The 18591-nt window shown below is 67.0% G+C and carries 15 protein-coding genes; 10 read left to right on the forward strand and 5 right to left on the reverse strand.

The genetic code is table 11. From position 1 onward, the window contains the following. Complete coding sequence (gene hmgA / locus IB273_RS04690) at positions 1–1293, reverse strand: homogentisate 1,2-dioxygenase (protein ID WP_192223377.1); 1293 nt, start codon at positions 1291–1293, stop codon at positions 1–3. Between the two features lie 99 nt (positions 1294–1392). On the opposite strand from hmgA, the gene IB273_RS04695 reads away from it, so the two are divergent. After that, entirely contained in the window at positions 1393–2124 is a 732-nt protein-coding gene (locus IB273_RS04695; RefSeq protein WP_192223378.1) for an IclR family transcriptional regulator, read from the forward strand. Between the two features lie 91 nt (positions 2125–2215). Here IB273_RS04695 and IB273_RS04700 read toward each other — a convergent pair whose 3' ends face one another. Continuing rightward, a complete protein-coding gene (locus tag IB273_RS04700; protein WP_192223379.1) occupies positions 2216–3109 on the reverse strand; it encodes a LysR family transcriptional regulator in 894 nt (297 codons plus the stop codon). Positions 3110–3234: 125 nt separating this feature from the next. On the opposite strand from IB273_RS04700, the gene IB273_RS04705 reads away from it, so the two are divergent. The 4 genes from IB273_RS04705 (at position 3235) to IB273_RS04720 (ending at position 7571) form a co-directional block, all read left to right on the forward strand. After that, complete coding sequence (locus IB273_RS04705) at positions 3235–3933, forward strand: CoA transferase subunit A (protein ID WP_081519809.1); 699 nt, start codon at positions 3235–3237, stop codon at positions 3931–3933. A 26-nt stretch (positions 3934–3959) separates the two neighbouring features. Further along, positions 3960–4616, forward strand: a complete 657-nt coding sequence (locus IB273_RS04710) for a CoA transferase subunit B (RefSeq protein ID WP_081519810.1) — start codon at positions 3960–3962, stop codon at positions 4614–4616. Between the two features lie 82 nt (positions 4617–4698). Continuing rightward, complete coding sequence (locus tag IB273_RS04715) at positions 4699–5880, forward strand: acetyl-CoA C-acetyltransferase (protein ID WP_151187025.1); 1182 nt, start codon at positions 4699–4701, stop codon at positions 5878–5880. A gap of 251 nt (positions 5881–6131) precedes the next feature. Further along, entirely contained in the window at positions 6132–7571 is a 1440-nt protein-coding gene (locus IB273_RS04720) for a short-chain fatty acid transporter (protein ID WP_081519812.1), read from the forward strand. A gap of 72 nt (positions 7572–7643) precedes the next feature. On the opposite strand, the gene IB273_RS04725 is transcribed toward IB273_RS04720, so the two are convergent. Together IB273_RS04725 and IB273_RS04730 are read right to left on the reverse strand one after the other, a co-directional pair. Continuing rightward, positions 7644–8564, reverse strand: a complete 921-nt coding sequence (locus tag IB273_RS04725) for a LysR family transcriptional regulator (RefSeq protein WP_151187027.1) — start codon at positions 8562–8564, stop codon at positions 7644–7646. Positions 8565–8583: 19 nt separating this feature from the next. Beyond that, positions 8584–9111 (reverse strand): cysteine hydrolase family protein, encoded by a 528-nt coding sequence (locus tag IB273_RS04730; RefSeq protein WP_192223380.1) that lies wholly within the window; start codon positions 9109–9111, stop codon positions 8584–8586. Positions 9112–9276: 165 nt separating this feature from the next. On the opposite strand from IB273_RS04730, the gene pqqF reads away from it, so the two are divergent. From pqqF to nahK, 5 genes are all read left to right on the forward strand, one after another. Continuing rightward, a complete protein-coding gene (gene pqqF, locus IB273_RS04735) occupies positions 9277–11568 on the forward strand; it encodes a pyrroloquinoline quinone biosynthesis protein PqqF (RefSeq protein ID WP_192223381.1) in 2292 nt (763 codons plus the stop codon). A 289-nt stretch (positions 11569–11857) separates the two neighbouring features. Continuing rightward, on the forward strand, positions 11858–13060 hold the full coding sequence (locus IB273_RS04740; protein ID WP_081519815.1) for a porin: 1203 nt from the start codon (positions 11858–11860) through the stop codon (positions 13058–13060). Between the two features lie 83 nt (positions 13061–13143). Then, positions 13144–13536, forward strand: coding sequence for a hypothetical protein (locus IB273_RS04745; protein ID WP_192223382.1), 393 nt, complete (start codon positions 13144–13146; stop codon positions 13534–13536). 180 nt (positions 13537–13716) lie between these two features. After that, the gene (gene nosP, locus IB273_RS04750; protein ID WP_081519817.1) at positions 13717–14874 is read left to right on the forward strand and encodes a nitric oxide-sensing protein NosP; all 1158 of its coding nucleotides are present in this window, start codon (positions 13717–13719) and stop codon (positions 14872–14874) included. Beyond that, positions 14804–17431: a hybrid sensor histidine kinase/response regulator NahK/ErcS' gene (gene nahK, locus IB273_RS04755; protein ID WP_192223383.1), complete on the forward strand. Its 2628-nt coding sequence runs from the start codon at positions 14804–14806 to the stop codon at positions 17429–17431. The genes nosP and nahK overlap by 71 nt, the downstream gene beginning before the upstream one ends. A gap of 293 nt (positions 17432–17724) precedes the next feature. On the opposite strand, the gene IB273_RS04760 is transcribed toward nahK, so the two are convergent. After that, positions 17725–18585, reverse strand: coding sequence for a DMT family transporter (locus IB273_RS04760; RefSeq protein WP_192223384.1), 861 nt, complete (start codon positions 18583–18585; stop codon positions 17725–17727). Between the last annotated feature and the right edge of the window lie 6 nt (positions 18586–18591).

The raw sequence follows: 18591 nt of genomic DNA on the forward strand, positions 1-18591 counted from the left end.
TTACTGCTCCTGGGACGGGTCGAAGGTCTTCTGCATGCCGCTCCAGCAGCTGTCGTAGTCACGCTGCAGCTGCGGGCAGTCGAGGGCGAAGCGGCTGGGGCGCAGCACGCGGCCGGTCTCGAACATGAAGGCCATGGTCTTGTCGATCTTGTGGGGTTTGAGGTCGGCGGCAATTGCCTGCACGGTGGTGGCGTTGTCCGGGCCGTGGGCGCTCATGCAGTTGTGCAGCGAGGCGCCGCCGGGGACGAAACCGTCGGCCTTGGCGTCGTACACGCCCTGGATCAGGCCCATGAATTCGTTCATCAGGTTGCGGTGGAACCACGGCGGACGGAAGGTGCTTTCGGCGACCATCCAGCGCGGCGGGAAGATCACGAAGTCCATGTTGGCCATGCCGTGGGTGTCGCTGGGCGAGGTCAGCACGGTGAAGATGGACGGGTCCGGGTGGTCGTAGCTGATCGAGCCGATGGTGTTGAAACGGCGCAGGTCGTACTTGTACGGCACGTTGTTGCCGTGCCAGGCGACCACGTCCAGCGGCGAGTGGTCGAGCTGGGTGGCCCAGAGTTCGCCGAGGAACTTCTGCACCAGTTGCACCGGGCCTTCCACGTCCTCGTAGTGCGCCACCGGGGCAAGGAAGTCGCGGGCGTTGGCCAGGCCATTGCTGCCGATGGGGCCGAGGTCGGGCAGGCGCAGCGCGGCGCCGTGGTTTTCCGCTACATAGCCGGCGGCCCCGGCTTCCAGCAGTTCGACGCGCAGACGCATGCCGCGGGGGATCACGGCGATCTCCAGCGGCTCCAGCTCCAGCACGCCCAGCTCGGTGACCAGGCGCAGGCGGCCGGCCTGGGGCACGATCAGCAGCTCGCCATCGGCGTTGAAGAACACCCGGCGCATCGAGATGTTGGCGCGATAGGCGTACAGGCTGACGCCGCTGCAGGCCTCGGCTTCGGCGTTGGCGGCCATGCATAGCAGCCCGTCGACGAAGTCGGTAGGCTCCTCGGGCGTCGCGAAGCTGTTCCAGCGCAGGCGGTTGGGGGTGATGGGGCCGAGGGCGGTGCCGGTGATCTGCCGCTCCAGGCGCTCGAAGCGGGGGTGCGCGGCGGACGGCCGGATGCGGTACATCCAGGTACGCCGGGCCTCGCTGCGCGGGACGGTGAAGGCGGTGCCGGAGAACTGCTCGGCGTAGAGCCCCAGCGGCACCTGCTGCGGCGAGTTCATGCCCACGGGCAGGGCGCCCGGCAGGGCCTCGCTGGCGAATTCGTTGCCGAACCCGGATTGGTAGGCAGGAGAGGCGGTCATGGTGGTTTCACTCTTTTTATCGTAATTGGATTACGATTAACGTAATTTCGTGGCGGCGGGCCGTCAAGTCCGTCTGGGGGTTCCTTTAAGTTGAAGACCATGAACGACGCAGAAGACTCCGTCCCGACGAAGGGCGCCAAGGTGCAATCCGCCGAGGTGGGCACGCAGATTCTCAAGGCCCTGGCGGACCTTGCGCCGAGCACCTCGCTCAAGCACCTGGGCGAGTACCTGGACATGCCGGCAGCCAAGGTCCATCGCTACCTGCAGGCGTTGATCGCCAGCGGCTTCGCCGAGCAGGACCCGCTGACCAACCATTACGGCCTGGGACGCGAGGCGTTGTACGTCGGGCTGGCGGCGATCCGCCGGCTGGACGTGGTGAAGGTTGCGAGCCCGGTGCTGGCCGAGTTGCGCGATGTGTTGGGGCAGACCTGCTTCCTCGCCATCTGGGGCAGCCACGGGCCCACCGTGGTGCAGGTGGAGCCGGCCCAGGGCATGGTCACGCTGGTGACCCAGGTCGGCTCGGTGCTGCCGCTGCACGGATCGTCCACCGGGCTGGTGTTCGCGGCCTACAAGGATGGGCTGGAGGAGGGCGCTGATTTGGCGGTGCTGGAAGGCATTCGCAGCGAAGGCCTGCATGCGATCCATGGTCTTTTGATGCCGGGGGTGAATGCGCTGTCGGTGCCGCTGTTCAAGACCGGCCGCGAACTGGCCGGGGTGATTACCGTGGTGGGTTCGCAGGCGTGCTTTGCCGCCGAAGCTCACGGCGACGCGGCGCGGACCCTGCTGGAGTTGGCGCGGGAGGTGAGTTTGCGGATGGGTGGAGAGGTTTGAAGTCGATCAGCCTGGGAGTCGAACTGTAGGAGCGGGCCATGCCCGCGATCGCGCGCATGGCGCGCTCCTGCAAGGTGCGCGCGGAGTCCGCTCACTCCCGCTCCATCCCCGCCCAATCCGTCCCGTTCACCAGCACATCGCCCAGCGCCTGCGCGGCACTGGAAAGCTTGTGCTCCGCCAGGCAGAACAGCCCCACCCGGCGCTCGATACGCGGTTCGTCGAGCGCCACGCAACGCGCGCCCAGCTCTTCCATCTGCTGCCGGCACAGGCGCGGCACGGCGCTGACGCCCAGCCCTTCGGCCACCATCCGGCCCACCGTGACCAACTGGTGGCTTTCGAACGCCACCGGCAGTCGCCCCTGCAACTGCTCTTCGAGCAGCAGGCGTACGGCCGACGGGCGTTGCAGGGTAATGAAATGGTCTGCCAGCAACTGCTCCCAGGTGATCCGGGATTCGTTCGCCAGCGCTGAGTCTGCGGGCAGCACGGCGACGAATCGGTCGGTGTAGAAGGGCGTGAAAGTCAGCCCGTCGAGGCTGTCCGGCTCCAGGGCGATGCCCAGTTCCACCCGGTGGTTGCGCACCATTTCCAGCACCTGCTCGTTGATCACGTCGTGTACCGCCACGTTCACCTTTGGGTGGCGGTCGCGAAAGGTGCGCAGCACGGCGGGTAGCAGGTTGCCGGCGAAGGAGGGCATGGCGGCGATGGACACCCTGCCCAGTTGCAGGGTGAAGTGCTGGTGCATCACTTCCTCGGCGTTGTCCCAGTCCGCCAGCAGCCGGCGGGCCAGGGGCAGCAGCGTTTCGCCCTCCGGTGTGAGCGCCACGCTGCGGGTGGTGCGCACTAGCAACTGGCCGCCCAGGGACTCTTCCAGGCTCTTGATCGCCAGGCTCAGCGCCGGTTGCGACAGGTGCAGGCGCTCGCAGGCCTGGGCGAAGCTCAGGCTCTGGGCGACGGCGAGGAAGGCGCGCAGTTGCTTGACGGTCATATTGATAAGCAAATCGGATTAATTGATTGGAAAAACAAACTTAACAAATCAGTCGCCGCCGGTGAAGCTGCAGACGCTCTCTGACCACTGAGTCGGACATTCCAAATACAAGAGGCAGCAGCAACATGGCAGGACTCGACAAGCGTGTAGGCAGTTACGAGGAAGCCCTCGCCGGGCTCACCGACGACATGACGGTACTGGCGGGCGGATTCGGCATCTGCGGCATCCCGGAAAACCTCATCGCGCACATCCGCAAGCTGGGCGTGAAGGGTCTGACCGTGGTCTCCAACAACTGCGGCATCGACGGCTTCGGCCTCGGCGTGCTGCTGGAGGACCGCCAGATCCGCAAGATGATCGCGTCCTACGTTGGCGAGAACGCGCTGTTCGAGCAGCAGCTGCTGTCCGGTGAGCTGGAGGTCGAACTGACCCCGCAGGGCACCCTGGCGGAAAAACTCCGTGCTGGCGGCGCCGGCATCCCGGCCTTCTTCACCGCCACCGGCTACGGCACCCCGGTCGCCGACGGCAAGGAAGTGCGCGAGTTCGACGGCCGCCACTACGTGATGGAGCGCGCCATTACCGGCGACTTCGCCATCGTCAAGGGCTGGAAGGCCGACCACTATGGCAACGTCATCTACCGCCACACCGCGCAGAACTTCAATCCGGTAGTCGCCACCGCAGGCCGCATCACGGTCGTCGAGGTGGAGGAGATCGTCGAGCCGGGTGAACTGGACCCGACCCAGATCCACACCCCCGGCATCTACGTCGACCGCATCATCCAAGGCACCTTCGAGAAGCGCATCGAGAAGCGCACCGTTCGTTCCTGAGCCCACCGGACAAGAGAGACAAGAAGATGGCATTGACCCGCGAACAGATGGCTCAGCGCGTGGCGCGCGAGCTGCAGGACGGCTTCTACGTGAACCTGGGCATCGGCATCCCCACCCTGGTCGCCAACTACGTGCCCGAGGGCATGGAAGTGATGCTGCAATCGGAGAACGGCCTGCTCGGCATGGGCGCGTTCCCCACCGAAGACACGGTCGACGCCGACATGATCAACGCCGGCAAGCAGACCGTGACCGCCGTGAAGGGCGCGTCGATTTTCTCCTCCGCCGAATCCTTCGCGATGATCCGTGGCGGTCACGTCGACCTCACCGTGCTCGGTGCCTTCGAGGTGGACGTGCAGGGCAACATCGCCTCCTGGATGATCCCCGGCAAGCTGGTGAAGGGCATGGGCGGCGCCATGGACCTGGTGGCCGGCGCGGACAACATCATCGTGACCATGACCCACGCCTCCAAGGACGGCGAGTCCAAGCTGCTGGAGCGCTGCTCGCTGCCGCTGACCGGCGCCGGCTGCATCCGCAAGGTACTGACCGACCTGGCCTACCTGGAAATCGAGAACGGTGCCTTCATCCTGCGCGAGACCGCGCCGGGAGTGACTGTCGAAGAGATCGCCGAGAAGACCGCCGGCCGCCTCATCGTGCCGGACGATGTGAAGGAAATGACCTTCTGATCCCCTGTGTAGGAGCGGGCCATGCCCGCGATTCGCGTGCATGGCCTGCTCCTACAGGTAAAGCCAGCTTCGGAGTTCCCAGATGCAAGACGTAGTTATTGTCGCCGCCACCCGCACCGCCATCGGCGCTTTCCAGGGCAGCCTGGCGAACATTCCCGCCCATGAACTGGGCAGCCTGGTCATCCGCTCGCTGCTCGAACGCAGCGGCGTGAAGCCTGACCAGATCGACGAAGTCATCCTCGGCCAGGTGCTCACCGCCGGCGCCGGGCAGAACCCCGCGCGGCAGGCCGCCATAGGCGCCGGCCTGCCGGTTGAAGTGCCCTCGATGACCATCAACAAACTTTGTGGCTCGGGCCTGAAGGCGCTGTTCCTCGGCGTCCAGGCGATCCGTTGCGGCGACGCCGACGCCATCATCGCCGGCGGCCAGGAAAGCATGAGCCTCGCGCCCTACGTGCTGCCCAAGGCCCGTACCGGCCTGCGCATGGGCCACGCCGAGCTGCAGGACACCCTGCTGCGCGACGGCCTGATCGACGCCTTCAACGACTACCACATGGGCATCACCGCCGAGAACCTGGCCGAAAAGTTCGGTATCAGCCGCGAGGCGCAGGACGCCTTTGCCGCGCAGTCCCAGCTCAAAGCCGCCTCGGCCATCGAGGCCGGCCACTTCAAGGACGAGATCACCCCGGTGCTGATTCCCCAGCGCAAGGGCGAGCCGCTGTCCTTCGACACCGATGAGCAACCGCGCGCCGGCACTACCGCCGAATCCCTGGGCAAGCTCAAGCCCGCCTTCAAGAAGGACGGTACCGTCACCGCCGGCAACGCCTCCACCCTCAACGATGGCGCCGCCGCCGTCCTGCTGATGAGCGCCGAGCGCGCACGCAGTCTGAACCTCCCGGTTCTGGCGCGCATCCAAGCCTATGCGAGCAGCGGCGTCGACCCGTCGATCATGGGCATCGCCCCGGTAACCGCGACCCGCAGTTGCCTGGAAAAGGCCGGCTGGAGCCTCGACGACGTCGAGCTGATCGAGGCCAACGAAGCCTTCGCCGCGCAGGCCCTGTCGGTCGGCAAGGAGCTGGGCTGGAACGCCGAGAAGGTCAACGTCAATGGCGGCGCCGTCGCCCTTGGCCACCCGATCGGCGCCTCGGGCGCCCGTGTGCTGGTGACGCTGCTCCACGAAATGCTCCGCCGCGACGCGAAGAAGGGTCTGGCGACCCTGTGCATCGGCGGTGGTCAGGGCGTCGCCATGGCACTCGTGCGCGACTGAGGTCATCCGACCAACGATTGATTGGCGAGCGCCGGGCGGCATGTATCCATGTCGTACCGGTAGGCAGGATGGTGGGTGGGCACACCGACAGACGAACATCCTGCCGCGGTTTTCGGCGTCCCCCGGCGCCGGCAAACCCTTGCGTCACCGCTCGGCCCCACGCAGGCCGGGCGGTTTTTCATTCCAGGACGGGTATTGCCACAAGCCCCGTTCGACGATGTGCCATTACAAGAACAACGAGGTAGACCATTATGAATTCCCACGCCCAAACCCCCGGCACAGCCGTTCAGGACAGCCGCTCGGCGCGCTTCGCCATGGCCTGTTCCAACTGGGCCGAGCGCTGGTTCCCCGACTCCTGGGTCTTCGCTGCGCTCGCGGTGCTGATCGTCAGCGTGGCCGCACTGGCCATCGGCGCACCGGCCACCGAAACCGCCAAGGCCTTTGGTGACGGCTTCTGGAGCCTGATCCCCTTCACCATGCAGATGGCCTTCGTGGTGATCGGCGGCTACGTGGTCGCCAGCTCCGGCCCGGCGTCCAAACTCATCGACCTGTTCGCCCGCGTGCCGAAGAACGGCCGCTCGGCAGTCGCCTGGGTCGCGGTCATTTCCATGGTCGCTTCGCTGCTCAACTGGGGCCTGTCCCTGGTGTTCGGCGGCCTGCTGGTGCGCGCCCTGGCGCGTCGCGAAGACCTGAAGATGGACTACCGCGCCGCCGGCGCTGCCGCCTACCTGGGCCTGGGCGCCGTGTGGGCGCTGGGTCTGTCGTCCTCCGCCGCGCAGCTGCAGGCCAACCCGGCGAGCCTGCCGCCGTCGATCCTGGCGATCACCGGCGTCATTCCGTTCACCGAGACCATCTTCCTCTGGCAGTCCGGCGTGATGCTGCTGGCCCTGGTGCTGGTGTCGCTGGTCATCGCCTACATGACCGCACCCGGCGCGGCCAGCGCCCGTGACGCCAAGGCCTGCGGCGTGGACGTCAGCTTCACTCCGCCGAGTGCGCCGAAGGCGACCCGGCCGGGCGAATGGCTGGAGCACAGCCCGCTGCTGATCCTGATGCTGGTAGCCCTGGCCGCCGGCTGGCTGGTCCATGAATTCAGCACGAAGCCGGCGATCACCGCGATCTCCGGGCTGAACACCTACAACCTGCTGTTCCTCATGGTTGGCGCGCTGCTGCACTGGCGTCCGCGCAACTTCCTCGATGCCGTGGCCCGCGCGGTGCCGACCACTACCGGGGTACTGATCCAGTTCCCGCTGTACGGCTCCATCGCGGCGATCCTGACCACTGTGAAGGGCGGCGACGGCTCCACCATCGCCCACCACATCTCCACCTTCTTCGTGCAGATCGCTTCCCACGACACCTATGCGCTGCTGATGGGCGTGTACTCGGCGGTGCTGGGCTTCTTCATCCCGTCCGGCGGTGGCAAGTGGATCATCGAGGCGCCCTATGTGATGCAGGTAGCCAACGAGCTGCAGTACCACCTGGGCTGGGCGGTGCAGATCTACAACGCCGCCGAAGCGCTGCCGAACCTGATCAACCCGTTCTACATGCTGCCGCTGCTCGGCGTGCTGGGCCTGAAAGCCCGCGACCTGATCGGCTTCAGCTTCGTCCAGCTGCTCGTCCACGTGCCCCTGGTGCTGTTCCTGCTCTGGGCACTGGGCACCACCCTGCAGTACCTGCCGCCGGTCCAGCCGTAACCACGCATTCGGCCCCGAGGGCAAAAAGCCCGGATGTCGCGAGACATCCGGGCTTTTTTCTTCGGGAAGCGATCAGCCCCGGCTGACTTCCACGGCGCCGAGCGCACGCACGTCCAGGTGCTCGCCGCTGAGCTGCGCGGCGTCCTGGTCGAACACTTCGCGCAGCCAGTCGCTGACCGCCTGGAAGCGACCGATGCGGCCGGCGTCGCGGTGAGCGAGCAGCCAGATTTCCCGCACGACCACCGCGCCGGAGAGGCGCACCAGGCCTTCGCGCTCGCCGAGGAAGCACGGCAGCAACGCCATGCCCAGGCCGCTTTCGCAGGCGTGGATCAGCGTGGTCACGCTGCTCGCGCGCAGGGCGAAGTTGGCATCCGGGACGAAGCGCCGCAGCCAGCACATCTCCGGGGTGTCATCGAGGTCTTCGCCGTAGCCCAGCCAGGGCTGCTGCGGCCATTGTTCAGGCGGCACCTGGGCGAAGGGCGTAGCGGCGTAGATGGCGAAACCGATGTCGGCGACCTTGCGCATCACCAGCGCGGCGTCCTCGGCCGGGCGCGCCAGGCGCAGGGCGAAGTCGGCCTCGCGGCGGGTGAAGGAGAGTGCGCGGTTCGCCGGGATCAGTTGCAGTTGCAGGTTGGGGTAGGTGCGCGCCAGTTGCGGCATGTGCTGCACCAGCCAGTGGCTGAACAGGAAGTCCACCGCGGTGATGCGCACCGAACCGCTGATGGCGCTGGCTTCGTTGCGCGTTTCCAGCAGCATGCTCTGCACGTCACCGAGGATGCGTTCGGCATAGCCGAGGAAGGCCGTGCCGGCATCAGTGGCCTTGTAGCCCGCGTTGTCGCGGATGAACAGGCGGGTCTGCAGTGCGCTTTCCGCCGCCACCAGGCGCCGGCTCATGGTCGAGGGGTCGACGCCCAGTGCGCGCCCGGCGGCGCTCATGCTGCCGTGACGGGCGAGGGCGAGGAGGATCGGGATGTCGTTCCAGTCGAAGTTCATGGCGATCTCCTCATGTGCCTCAGAACTGCACGTCGGCGGCAGGGAGGACCCGTGCGCGCTTGCCGAAGCTGCTGATGCTGCCCAGCACCGCGTTGTGGTGTGCAGTGATCTGCGTGGCGCTGAGCACGGCATTGTCGACAGTAGAGTGGGCATCGCCCACCAACGTCACCGCGTAGCCCTGGGCCAGGGCACGGCGGGTGGTGGTGTCGACGCAGTAGTCGCTCTGCAGGCCGCAGATCACCAGGTGATCGATGCCGCGCGCTTGCAGCAGCTCGGCGAGCTCGGTGCGCAGGAAGGAGTCCGGGGTGGTCTTGCGCACCTGGAGGTCCGCAGGGGCGGTGAGCAGTCGCGATTCCAGCTGCCAGCCGGCGCTGCCATACTGCAGGTCATCGTCCTCGTGCTGCACCAGCACCACCGGCACGCCGGCTTCACGCGCCGCGCGACTCAGGCCATTGATGCGCTGCAGCACATTGTCGATGTCGAAACAGGCGCAGTCGCCGGTACACAGGTCGGACTGGACGTCGATGATCAGCAGGGCGGTGCTCATGGCGAGCGTATTCCTTTCAAGAGAATGGCGAAGGTCGAGTGGAGTCGGGAATGGTAGCCCGCCTGATGGCGTGGGCCAATGCCGGCAAGCGTTTGCTGCCAAAGCCGTATTTCCCTTTGCCGCGCCTTCGGCGATGGTGACGGCCATCAACCGGACCGGATGCCGATGAACAGCCTTCCCGCCAAGACCCTGACCCTCGCCAACGGCCTGCGCGCCACCGTCATCCAGGCTCCCGGCGCCAGCCGCGCCGCCGCGCTGTTGCGGATCGCCCGTGGCAGCCACGACGAGCCGGAAGCCTTCCCCGGCCTCGCGCACTTCATCGAGCACCTGCTGTTTCTCTGTGGCGAGCGCTTCGTCGAGGGCGAGCGCCTGATGCCCTGGGTGCAGGCCCGTGGCGGGCGGCTCAATGCCAGCACCCGGGCCCGGCAGACGGACTACTTCTTCGAGGTACCGGCCGCCGATCTGGGGGACGGGTTGGCGCGGCTGGTGGACATGCTGGCGCGGCCGCTGCTGGACGAAGCCGTGCAGGTCGCCGAACGCGAAGTGCTGGAAGCTGAATTTCTCGCCCGCGGCCGCGATCCCGATACCCTGATCGACGCCGCCCTGGCGTTGGCGGTGGCGCCGCAGCACCCGTTGGGGCGCTTCGTGGCCGGTCGCCGCGACAGCCTCAAGGTGGAAAACTCCGAGTTCCAGAAGGCGCTGCGTGACTTCATTCGCTCCTGTCAGGTGGGCGGGGCGCTGGAACTCTGGCTGCAGGGCCCGCAACCGCTGGAAGAACTGGCGGCATTGGTCGAGCGCGAAGCCGCTGTGTTCCCGTCCGGCGCGCTGGTCGAATCCGCCAGTGCCGAATCCCTCCTGCCGCTGGTCGGTCAGGAGCTGAAGCTGCGCCTGCCCGGTGCGCCACGACTGGTGCTGACGTTTGCCCTGGAGAGCGTGGCGGGTGAGGGTGGTGCGTTGCTGGAGCAGTTGCAGGGCTGGCTGGCCGACGAGGCGACCGGATCGCTGCTGGCCTGCCTGGGGCAGAACGGACTGGCCGACAGCGCCCGTGCGCGCCTGAGTCGTTTCGCCGGCGGCCAGGCGTTGCTGCGTTTCGATTTCGAACTGGCCGACGCCGCCACCGCCGATCTCGTCGAATCAGCCTTCCTTTCCTGGCTGGAGGCGCTGCGTAAATTGCCGGCGGATATCCTCGCTGCTGCTCCTGTCGATGAGCCCGCCGGCGCCCTGGAACAGCTGCAACGCCGCGCGGGGAGCGCCAATCCATCGGCTTGGCTCGGCCAGCTGGTGACATCGCGCATGACCCGCCTGCTGACCTGCGAGTCGGTGATCGGCGAGTCGCTGACCTCGGCCGGCTTTACCCTCGATATCGCCCGCAGTCCGCAGCGCACTATCGAACCGCTGCGGGGCGAGCCGTGGTCCTTCTCGCCGCCGCAAGCGGCCGCGCAAGCGGAGCCCGCCGCCCTATACCTGCGCTGGCGCTTCCCGCAGCCGCCAAGCCGGCCGGCATTCCTTTGCGCTCGGCAGGCGCTGCGTCCGCTGGCTGGCGCAGCGCGGCACGAGGGCGCCAGCCTGCGCCTGGAGGCCATGGAAAGTGACTGGACACTGATGCTGTCGGGGGCGAAGAACCACCTTGCCGAGCTGGCAGAGTGCGCGATCCACGCGCTTCAGCATCCCGCTGCGGCTGTGCTGGGGCAGGGCGCGCGCCTGCACGCTGCCGAACGCCGTCGCCGCGAAGGGGAAATGCCGATCCGCCAGTTGCTCGATCTGCTGCCACAGACCCTGGCCGGAGACAGCGAAGCTTCGCCGGACTGGTCCGCCGCCCATTGGGATGACCTGACCCGCGGCATCGAGCTGCCGGACACCCTGGCCGGCTACTCGACCACCAGCGCACTGCCGCCGCGCAGCGGCCCGGCCGGTCGGCATCGCCAGGTGCTGGAGCTGCCGGGCGAGGCGGCGCTGTTGCTGTTCTGCCCGCTGGCGTCGCGCTCGGCGGCGGACGAAGCCGCGTGGCGCTTGCTGGCCCGGGTGCTGGAGCCAGCCTTCTTCCACTGGCTGCGCGGCGAGCGGCAACTGGCCTATGCGCTGTACTGCGGTTTCCGCCAGGTGGGCATGCGCCGCGGCATCCTCTTTGCCGTGCAGTCGCCGCTGCTGTCGGCGGTGGAGCTGCAGGCCGAGGTCGACAGCTTCCTCTACCGCCAGGGCGAAGCCCTGCTGCGGATCGATCCGCAGCGTGTCGACAGCCTGCGTGCTCCGCTGGCCGCCGAACTGGCGCGCGCGCCGGGCGACTTCAGCGAGCGCCTGCAGCAGGACTGGAGCGACCAGTTGGCCGGTGTCGGGCCGTCGCACCGCGAGGCCATGGTCCAGGCGCTCGGCAACCTCTGCGCCACCGAGCTGCGCGCCGCGCATTCAGCGCTCAGCTCCGCCCAGGGCGGTCACTGGCTGCTGCTCAGCCACGCCTGATCCTCCTGCTTTCGATCCGGGGTGCCGTCCGCAAGGCGGTGCCGCGCCCGACTTTTGCCTTACGTCCGGTGGGCTGGTCCAAGGTAGCTGGCCGGCGGTCGCGACTACCCGCGACCATCGCCGCGCGCCCGAGGTAGCGGTGGTCGCAGAGCCTTGCGCAGTGCTCCCGCAAGACGCCTGCAAGGCCCGTGGAACCGGCGCCAAAGCAGCGTATGGCAAGGCCGCGCGCGTTTCGATAATCGCCTCCGACACGACTGAGCCGCAGTCGATCCCCCACCCGGAGAGCGCCATGAACAAGAACAAGATCGCCGTCCGCCGCCAGCTGCTGCCGCTGGCATTGTCCACCCTGGCCCTGTCTTCAGTGTCGAGCGGGGCCAGCGCCGACATCATGCTGTACGACAAGGACGACACGACCTTTTCCACCGACGGCTACTTCAACGCCTTCTATGTGAACAGCGACGTCGACCGCAACGGCGAAACCTACGACCGCCGCCAGTCGCGGGTGAAGATGGGCTTCCTGCCCAACTACATCGGCTTCAACTTCGGCAAGAAGATCGACGGCCTGACCCTCACCGGGCGCTCCTCGTTCTGGGTGACCATCAACGACAGCGAGCAGGACGGCACCGACACTGCCATCGATGTCCGCCAGTTCTACGGCAATGTCGCCGGCGACTGGGGCGAGGTGCTGATCGGCAAGGACTTCGGCCTGTTCTCGCGTTCCAACATCTTCCTCGACGAACTGCTCGCCGGCTTCGGCAACGCCAGCGATACCCTCGGCCTGGTGGATGGCAAGGGCGTGTCCTTCGGCAACATCGGCACCGGCTACCCGTACCCGTTCCCGACCTCGCAGATCACCTACCGCAACAACAACCTGGTGGAAGGCCTGCACATCGCGGTGGGCATCATGGACCCGATCGACACCAACCAGATCGACAAGGACGCCAGCGACGGCCTCGACGACAAGGCCTACCAGGACAATCCGCGCTACGAGAGCGAGATCAGCTATCAGTTCGACGTCGGCGGGGCGAAGATCTACAGCTGGGTCAACGGCGCCTACCAGACCTCGAAGAATACCAATGACGAAGTCGACAGCGTGACCTCGAAGGGCCTGGGCTATGGCATCCAGGCGAAGATGGGCGGCTTCTCGCTCACGGGGTCGGGCTTTACCGCCAAGGGCATCAACCCGTTCTTCACCAACAACGCGGGTGAGGCCGCGCTGCGTGAAGTGGACAGCCGCGGCGTGCTGTTGCAGGGCTCCTACAGCTGGGGCAAGAACCGTGTGGCGCTGTCCACCGGCGAGACCCGCGACGACGGCAACGGCCTGGGCAGCGCGGCGGATTACTCCACCCAGGGCATCGCCTACTTCCGCACCATCAACGACAACCTGAAGCTGGTGGCCGAGTACAACGTCTACGAGATCGACGGCCGCAAGGGCTCCACCGTCAGCGAAGACACCGACACCTTCGCGGTGGGCGCCGTCCTCAACTGGTAATCCCCCAACTCCTTTGGCTCCATTTCGGCGGGTCGGCACTGCGTGTCGCCCGCCTTTTTTCTTGCTCTCAAGGAAGGTTCGTGATGATCGGAATGTGGAGCGCGCACGCGCAGAGTTACTTGCTGGTTCTGTCCGTCGCCACGACCCTGGTGTTCGCCTTGCCCATCTTCCTGGTGCCGCTGTTGTGGGCGCGGGTGATGCAGTGGCAGTTACCGGAGCACACCGATCTGGCGGTGTATTTCGGGCGTTGCCTGGGGGCGTTCATTCTTATCGTCGAAGGGCTGATGCTGCGTGCCGCGCTGACCGGGGAGGCGCTGGTGACTACCTTCGAGGTTCTGGCGGCGGTGGCGGGGTTAATGCTGGTGGTGCACGTCTATGGCGCGCTGCGCAGGATTCAGCCGTGGACGGAGACGCTGGAGACGGGCTTCTATGCCGGAATGCTGCTGTTGACGCTGCTGTTCTGGCCGACTGCCTGACGCCCTACGAACTGACGGCATCAACCTGTAGGGGCGCCCCACGGGTGCGGTCGCGGGCATGGCCCGCTCCTACAAATATCCCGCTACTTTCGGATAGCCCCGCCACGACCCAAGTAGCATGGGGCGCGCTCCGGCTGCTTCGTAGAATGCCAACGTCGATATCCTGACTGGGCGTACGCCATGCACGAAACACAAGGAGTCGTTCGCGGCATGTCCAGTGCCCGCGACGTCGAGGCGGTTGCCCAGGACCTGGCGCGCCAACTGATCCACCCCAACCTCGGCTTCGTGCTGTTCTTCTGTTCCGCCGAATACGACCTGCCGGCGCTGGCCGCCGCGCTGGAGCAGTACTTCGGCGGCATCGACCTGGCCGGCTGCACCACCGCCGGGGAGATCACCCCGCAGGGCTATGGCCGTGGCTGCGTCACCGCCGTGGGCTTCGATTTGCGCAGCTTCGCCATCTCCTGCGCGCTGGTGGACGAGATGGAGCGCTTCAGCCTGATCGACGCGCAGCAGATGGTCGAGTCGCTGGTGGCGGACTGCCGCAGCGCCGGGCTGGCGCCGATCAAGGACCACAGCTTCGCCCTGACCCTGCTCGACGGCCTGTCCAGCCGTGAGGAAGTGGTGCTAGCCGCGCTCAGTGCTGCGCTGGGCGCCATTCCGCATTTCGGCGGCTCGGCCGGCGACGACAACCACCTGACCCACACCCACGTCTATTACCAGGGCCAGTTCCACACCGGCGCGGCGGTGGTGGTGCTGTTCAACACCTGGCTGGACTTCGAGGTGTTCACCACCCACCACGTGCTGCCCAGCGAAGAGAAACTGGTGGTCACCCGCGCCGACAGCGACAGCCGCCGCGTGCTGGAGCTCAACGCCGAGCCGGCCGCGCTGGAATTCGCCCGGCTGGTCGGGGTGCCGCTGGAGCAGCTGGATTTCTCGCTGTTCCCGGCGCATCCGCTGGCGGTGCGGGTACGCGAGCAGTACTACGTGCGATCGATCCAGCAGGTCAACGACGACCTCAGCCTGACCTTCTACTGCGCGGTGGAGAACGGCATCGTCCTCACCGCCATGAGCACCGGCCCGCTGCTGCCCGGGCTGCAGGCGCAGTTCCAGCGTCTGCATGAGCGCCTCGGCCCGCCGCTGCTGACCATCGGCTGCGACTGTTTCCTGCGCAGGCTCGAGCTGGAGGTGGCCGGCGATACCGAGCCCACCGCCGAGTTTCTGCGCAGCCAGCAGGTGATCGGCTTCAACACCTACGGGGAACAATTCAATGGCATGCATATCAACCAGACCTTCACCGGTGTCGCCATTGGCCGTCCTCGGGGCAACGCCGGACGCTGAGCTGCGCGCGCGCATCGCCGAGCTGGAGCGCGACAACCACAAGCTGCAGCGGATCAATGCGGCACTGATCGAGCGCGTCGAATCGGCCACCTCGCGCGGCGACAATGCCTATGGCGCCTTCCAGCACTCGGTCGTGCTGGCCGAGCAGGTGCGAGAGCGCACCGATGCGCTGAGCGAGGCGATGGTCGAGCTGAAGTCCAGCAACCAGCTGCTCAGCGACGCCCGCCTGCGCGCCGAGACTGCGCACCAGTACCTGCTCGATGCCATCGAGAGCATCTCCGATGCTTTCGTGCTGTTCGACCCGCAGCAGCGCATCGTCCTCTACAACGAAAGGTTCCGGGCCTTCTGGGCGCAGACCCGCGCCCGCGTTGGCGCGGGAACGCGGCTCGCCGAGGTGCGCCGGCTGGCGCAGAGCAGCGGGCTGATCGTCGAGGAGCAACGCAGCAGCGATGACGAGCACACCCTTTATCGCCTGCGCAACGACCGCTGGGTGCGGGTCACCGAGCGACCGACCCGCGACGGCGGGCTGGTGGTGCTCTACAGCGATATCACCGAGATCAAGCAGAACGAGATGGCCCGCCGCGAGCAGGCGGTGGCGCAGAAGTCGCACTTGCTGCAACGCGCCGTCGACAACCTGTCCCAGGGCGTGGCCATGGTCGGCGCCGATGGCGCACTGGAGTTGTGGAACCGGCGCTTCCTGGAGCTTTGCGGGCTGGCGCCGATCGAGGCGCACCGGCCCTTCGCCGAGGTCATGGCGGACAGCGAGCTGCCGCTGCTGACGCCGCGCAGCCGGCCGCGCAAGGGCGAGGTGGAAGGGGTGATCGAGCAGCGCCTGTTCGACGGACGCATGCTGGAAATCCGCACCCATGCGCTGCCCACCGGGGGCTTCGTCAACACCTTCACCGATATCACCGAGCGCTACCGCCACGCCGAGGCGCTGCGTGAAAGCGAACGCTGGATTCGCCTGATCACCGACCAGGTCCCGGCGCTGATCGCCTACCTCACCGCCGATCTGGATTACGACTTCACCAACAAGGTCTACGAGGAATGGTACCGCTGGCCCAGCGGCTCGATGCTCGGGCGCAACCTGCGCGAGGTACACAGCGCCGAGCACTGCCAGCGCCTGGAACCGTACTTCGAGCGCGCGCTGTCGGGCGAGAGCGTCACCTTCGAGATCGCCGAGACCAACCTCGCCGGGCAGGAGCGCTACATGCAGCGCTCCTACGTGCCCAACCGCCAGGCCGACGGCACCGTGACTGGCCTGTTCGTGCTGATCCGCGACATCACCGAGCGCCGTCGTACCGCCGAAGCGCTGCACCAGGCCTACCAGAACCTCGAGCAGCGGGTACGCGAACGCACGGCTGAGCTGACCAGCCTGAATGACCAGCTCAAGCGCGAGATCGACGAGCGCAGCCAGGTCGAAGGACGCCTGCGAGAAGCCAAGCGTGAGGCGGAGCAAGCGAACCTGTCGAAGACCAAGTTCCTCGCCGCCGTCAGCCACGACCTGCTGCAACCGCTGAACGCCGCGCGGCTGTTCACCAGTGCGCTGCAGGAGCGCAGCGGCGAAGTGCTGGTGCGCAACATCAGCCAGTCGCTGGAGGACGTGGAGACGCTGCTCGGCACCCTGGTGGACATCTCCAAGCTGGATGCCGGGGTGATCAAGCCGGATATCGCCTCGTTCGATGTCAGCGAACTGCTCGGCAATCTCGCCGCCGAGTACCGCCAGGTGGCCGCCAGCGAAGGCCTGGCGCTGGACTTCGTACCCTGTGGCGCGCAGGTGCGCAGCGATATCCAGCTGCTGGCGCGAATCCTGCGCAACCTGCTGACCAATGCCATCCGCTACACGCCTGCGGGTCGCGTGCTGCTGGGCTGCCGGCGGCGCCGGCACAGCTTGTGGATCGAGGTATGGGACACCGGCGTGGGCATCGCTGCAGACAAGCTCGGCGAGATATTCCAGGAGTTCAAGCGCGGCGATGTGCAGCGTTTCCACCAGGACCGCGGGCTGGGTCTGGGTCTGGCCATCGTCGAGAAGATCGCGCGCATGCTTGGCCATCGTATCCAGGTGGAGTCGGTGCCGGGCAAGGGCTCGCGCTTCGCCATCGAAATCCCGCTGGCGCGCCGTGTGGCCCGTAGCGCGCCGGAACCCGAGCGCACCGCCGACGACCTGGTGGAGCGCCTGCGCGGCTCCCGCGTGTGGGTGCTGGATAACGATGCCTCGATCTGCGCCGGCATGCGCACGCTGCTGGAAACCTGGGGCTGCCGGGTGGTGACGGCGCTGTCGGAGGAGGACCTGGCGCGGCAGGTGGACAACTTCCACGCCGAGTCGGACCTGCTGATCGTCGATTACCACCTCGACGATGGGTTGAACGGGGTCGACGCGGTGGCCTCGATCAACGCACGCCGCGGCACGCCGCTACCGGCGCTGATGATCACCGCCAACTACAGCAACGAGTTGAAACAGCAGGTCCGCGAGCTGGGGCACACGCTGATGCACAAGCCGGTACGGCCGATGAAGCTGAAGACGGCGCTGTGCCATCTGATCGATAGCTCCCACTGAACAGGCCTCGCGGGTTGTTTCGCATCGAGCCCATCACCCCGCGTTCAGGATGAACTCTGCGCAGGATGGGTGGAGCCCAGGCGATACCCATGCTGCAACCGCGCCGGATCGATGGGTATCGCTGCGCTCCACGCCATCCTACTGGTGCGCTCCCGGATGCCTCCGTAGGGTGGAGAACGTTCGACGTTATCCGCCGTTTGGCCGTGGTTTCATCGTGTTCCGGTATCAAGCTGGGCGCGCGGCGAGCAGAGATGAAGCAGCGTACAACCGCGAACGGTTGTACGCCCTGCGGATCAGGCGCGCTGGGCGACGGGGGCGCGTACCTTGGCCAGCAGGATCAGGGCGATCCCGCCCAGCACCGCCAGCGACACCAGCGCCAGCCGCAGGCTGATCGCCTCGCCCAGCAGCGCGGCGCCGGAGAGTGCCGCGAGAATCGGCACGCTCAGTTGCACCGAAGCGCCCTGGATGGCCGACAGGCCCGGCAGCGCGCTGTACCAGATGGCATAGCCGATCCCCGAGGCCACCGCGCCGGACAGCACGGCGTAAACGACGCCCAGCGTGTCCACCCGCAGATCGGCGTGGAAGAACACCGCCAGCACCGCCGCAAAGCTAATGGCGCGCACGAAGTTGCCCGTCGTGGTCGCCAGCGGATCGCTGCCCTTGCGCCCGAGCAGCGAGTACAGCCCCCAGGCCACGCCGGACAGCAACATCAGCAGCGCACCCGCCAGCGGCGGCGCGCTGGCGCTGGGCAGCAACTGGGCCAGCAGGCCGCCCAGGGCCAGCAGGAAACCCGCCAGCGCCTGCCCGCGCAGGCTTTCACCACGCAGCAGGCCGACCAGGATCATGGTCACCTGCACCGCGCCGAACAGCAGCAGCGCGCCGGTGCCGGCATCCAGTTGCACATAGGCGTAGGAGAAAGCCGCGGCGTAGACGAACAGCGCCGCCGCCGCGCGCCAGTTGCCGCCGTCGCTGGCGGCGCGATGGCGGAGTTTCAGCAGCAGAGCGAGCATCAGCGCGCCCGAGAAGATGCGGATGCCGGTGAAGCTCACCGCGTCGATGCTGGTGGCCTTGAGGGCCAGGCGGCAGAGGATGGAGTTGCCGGCGAAGGCGATCATCGCCAGGCCGGTGAGGCTCAGGGTGCGGGTGGAGGGCATCGAGTG

The sequence above is a fragment of the Pseudomonas sp. PDM19 genome (genome assembly GCF_014852215.1).
In the GTDB taxonomy this organism is placed as follows: domain Bacteria; phylum Pseudomonadota; class Gammaproteobacteria; order Pseudomonadales; family Pseudomonadaceae; genus Pseudomonas.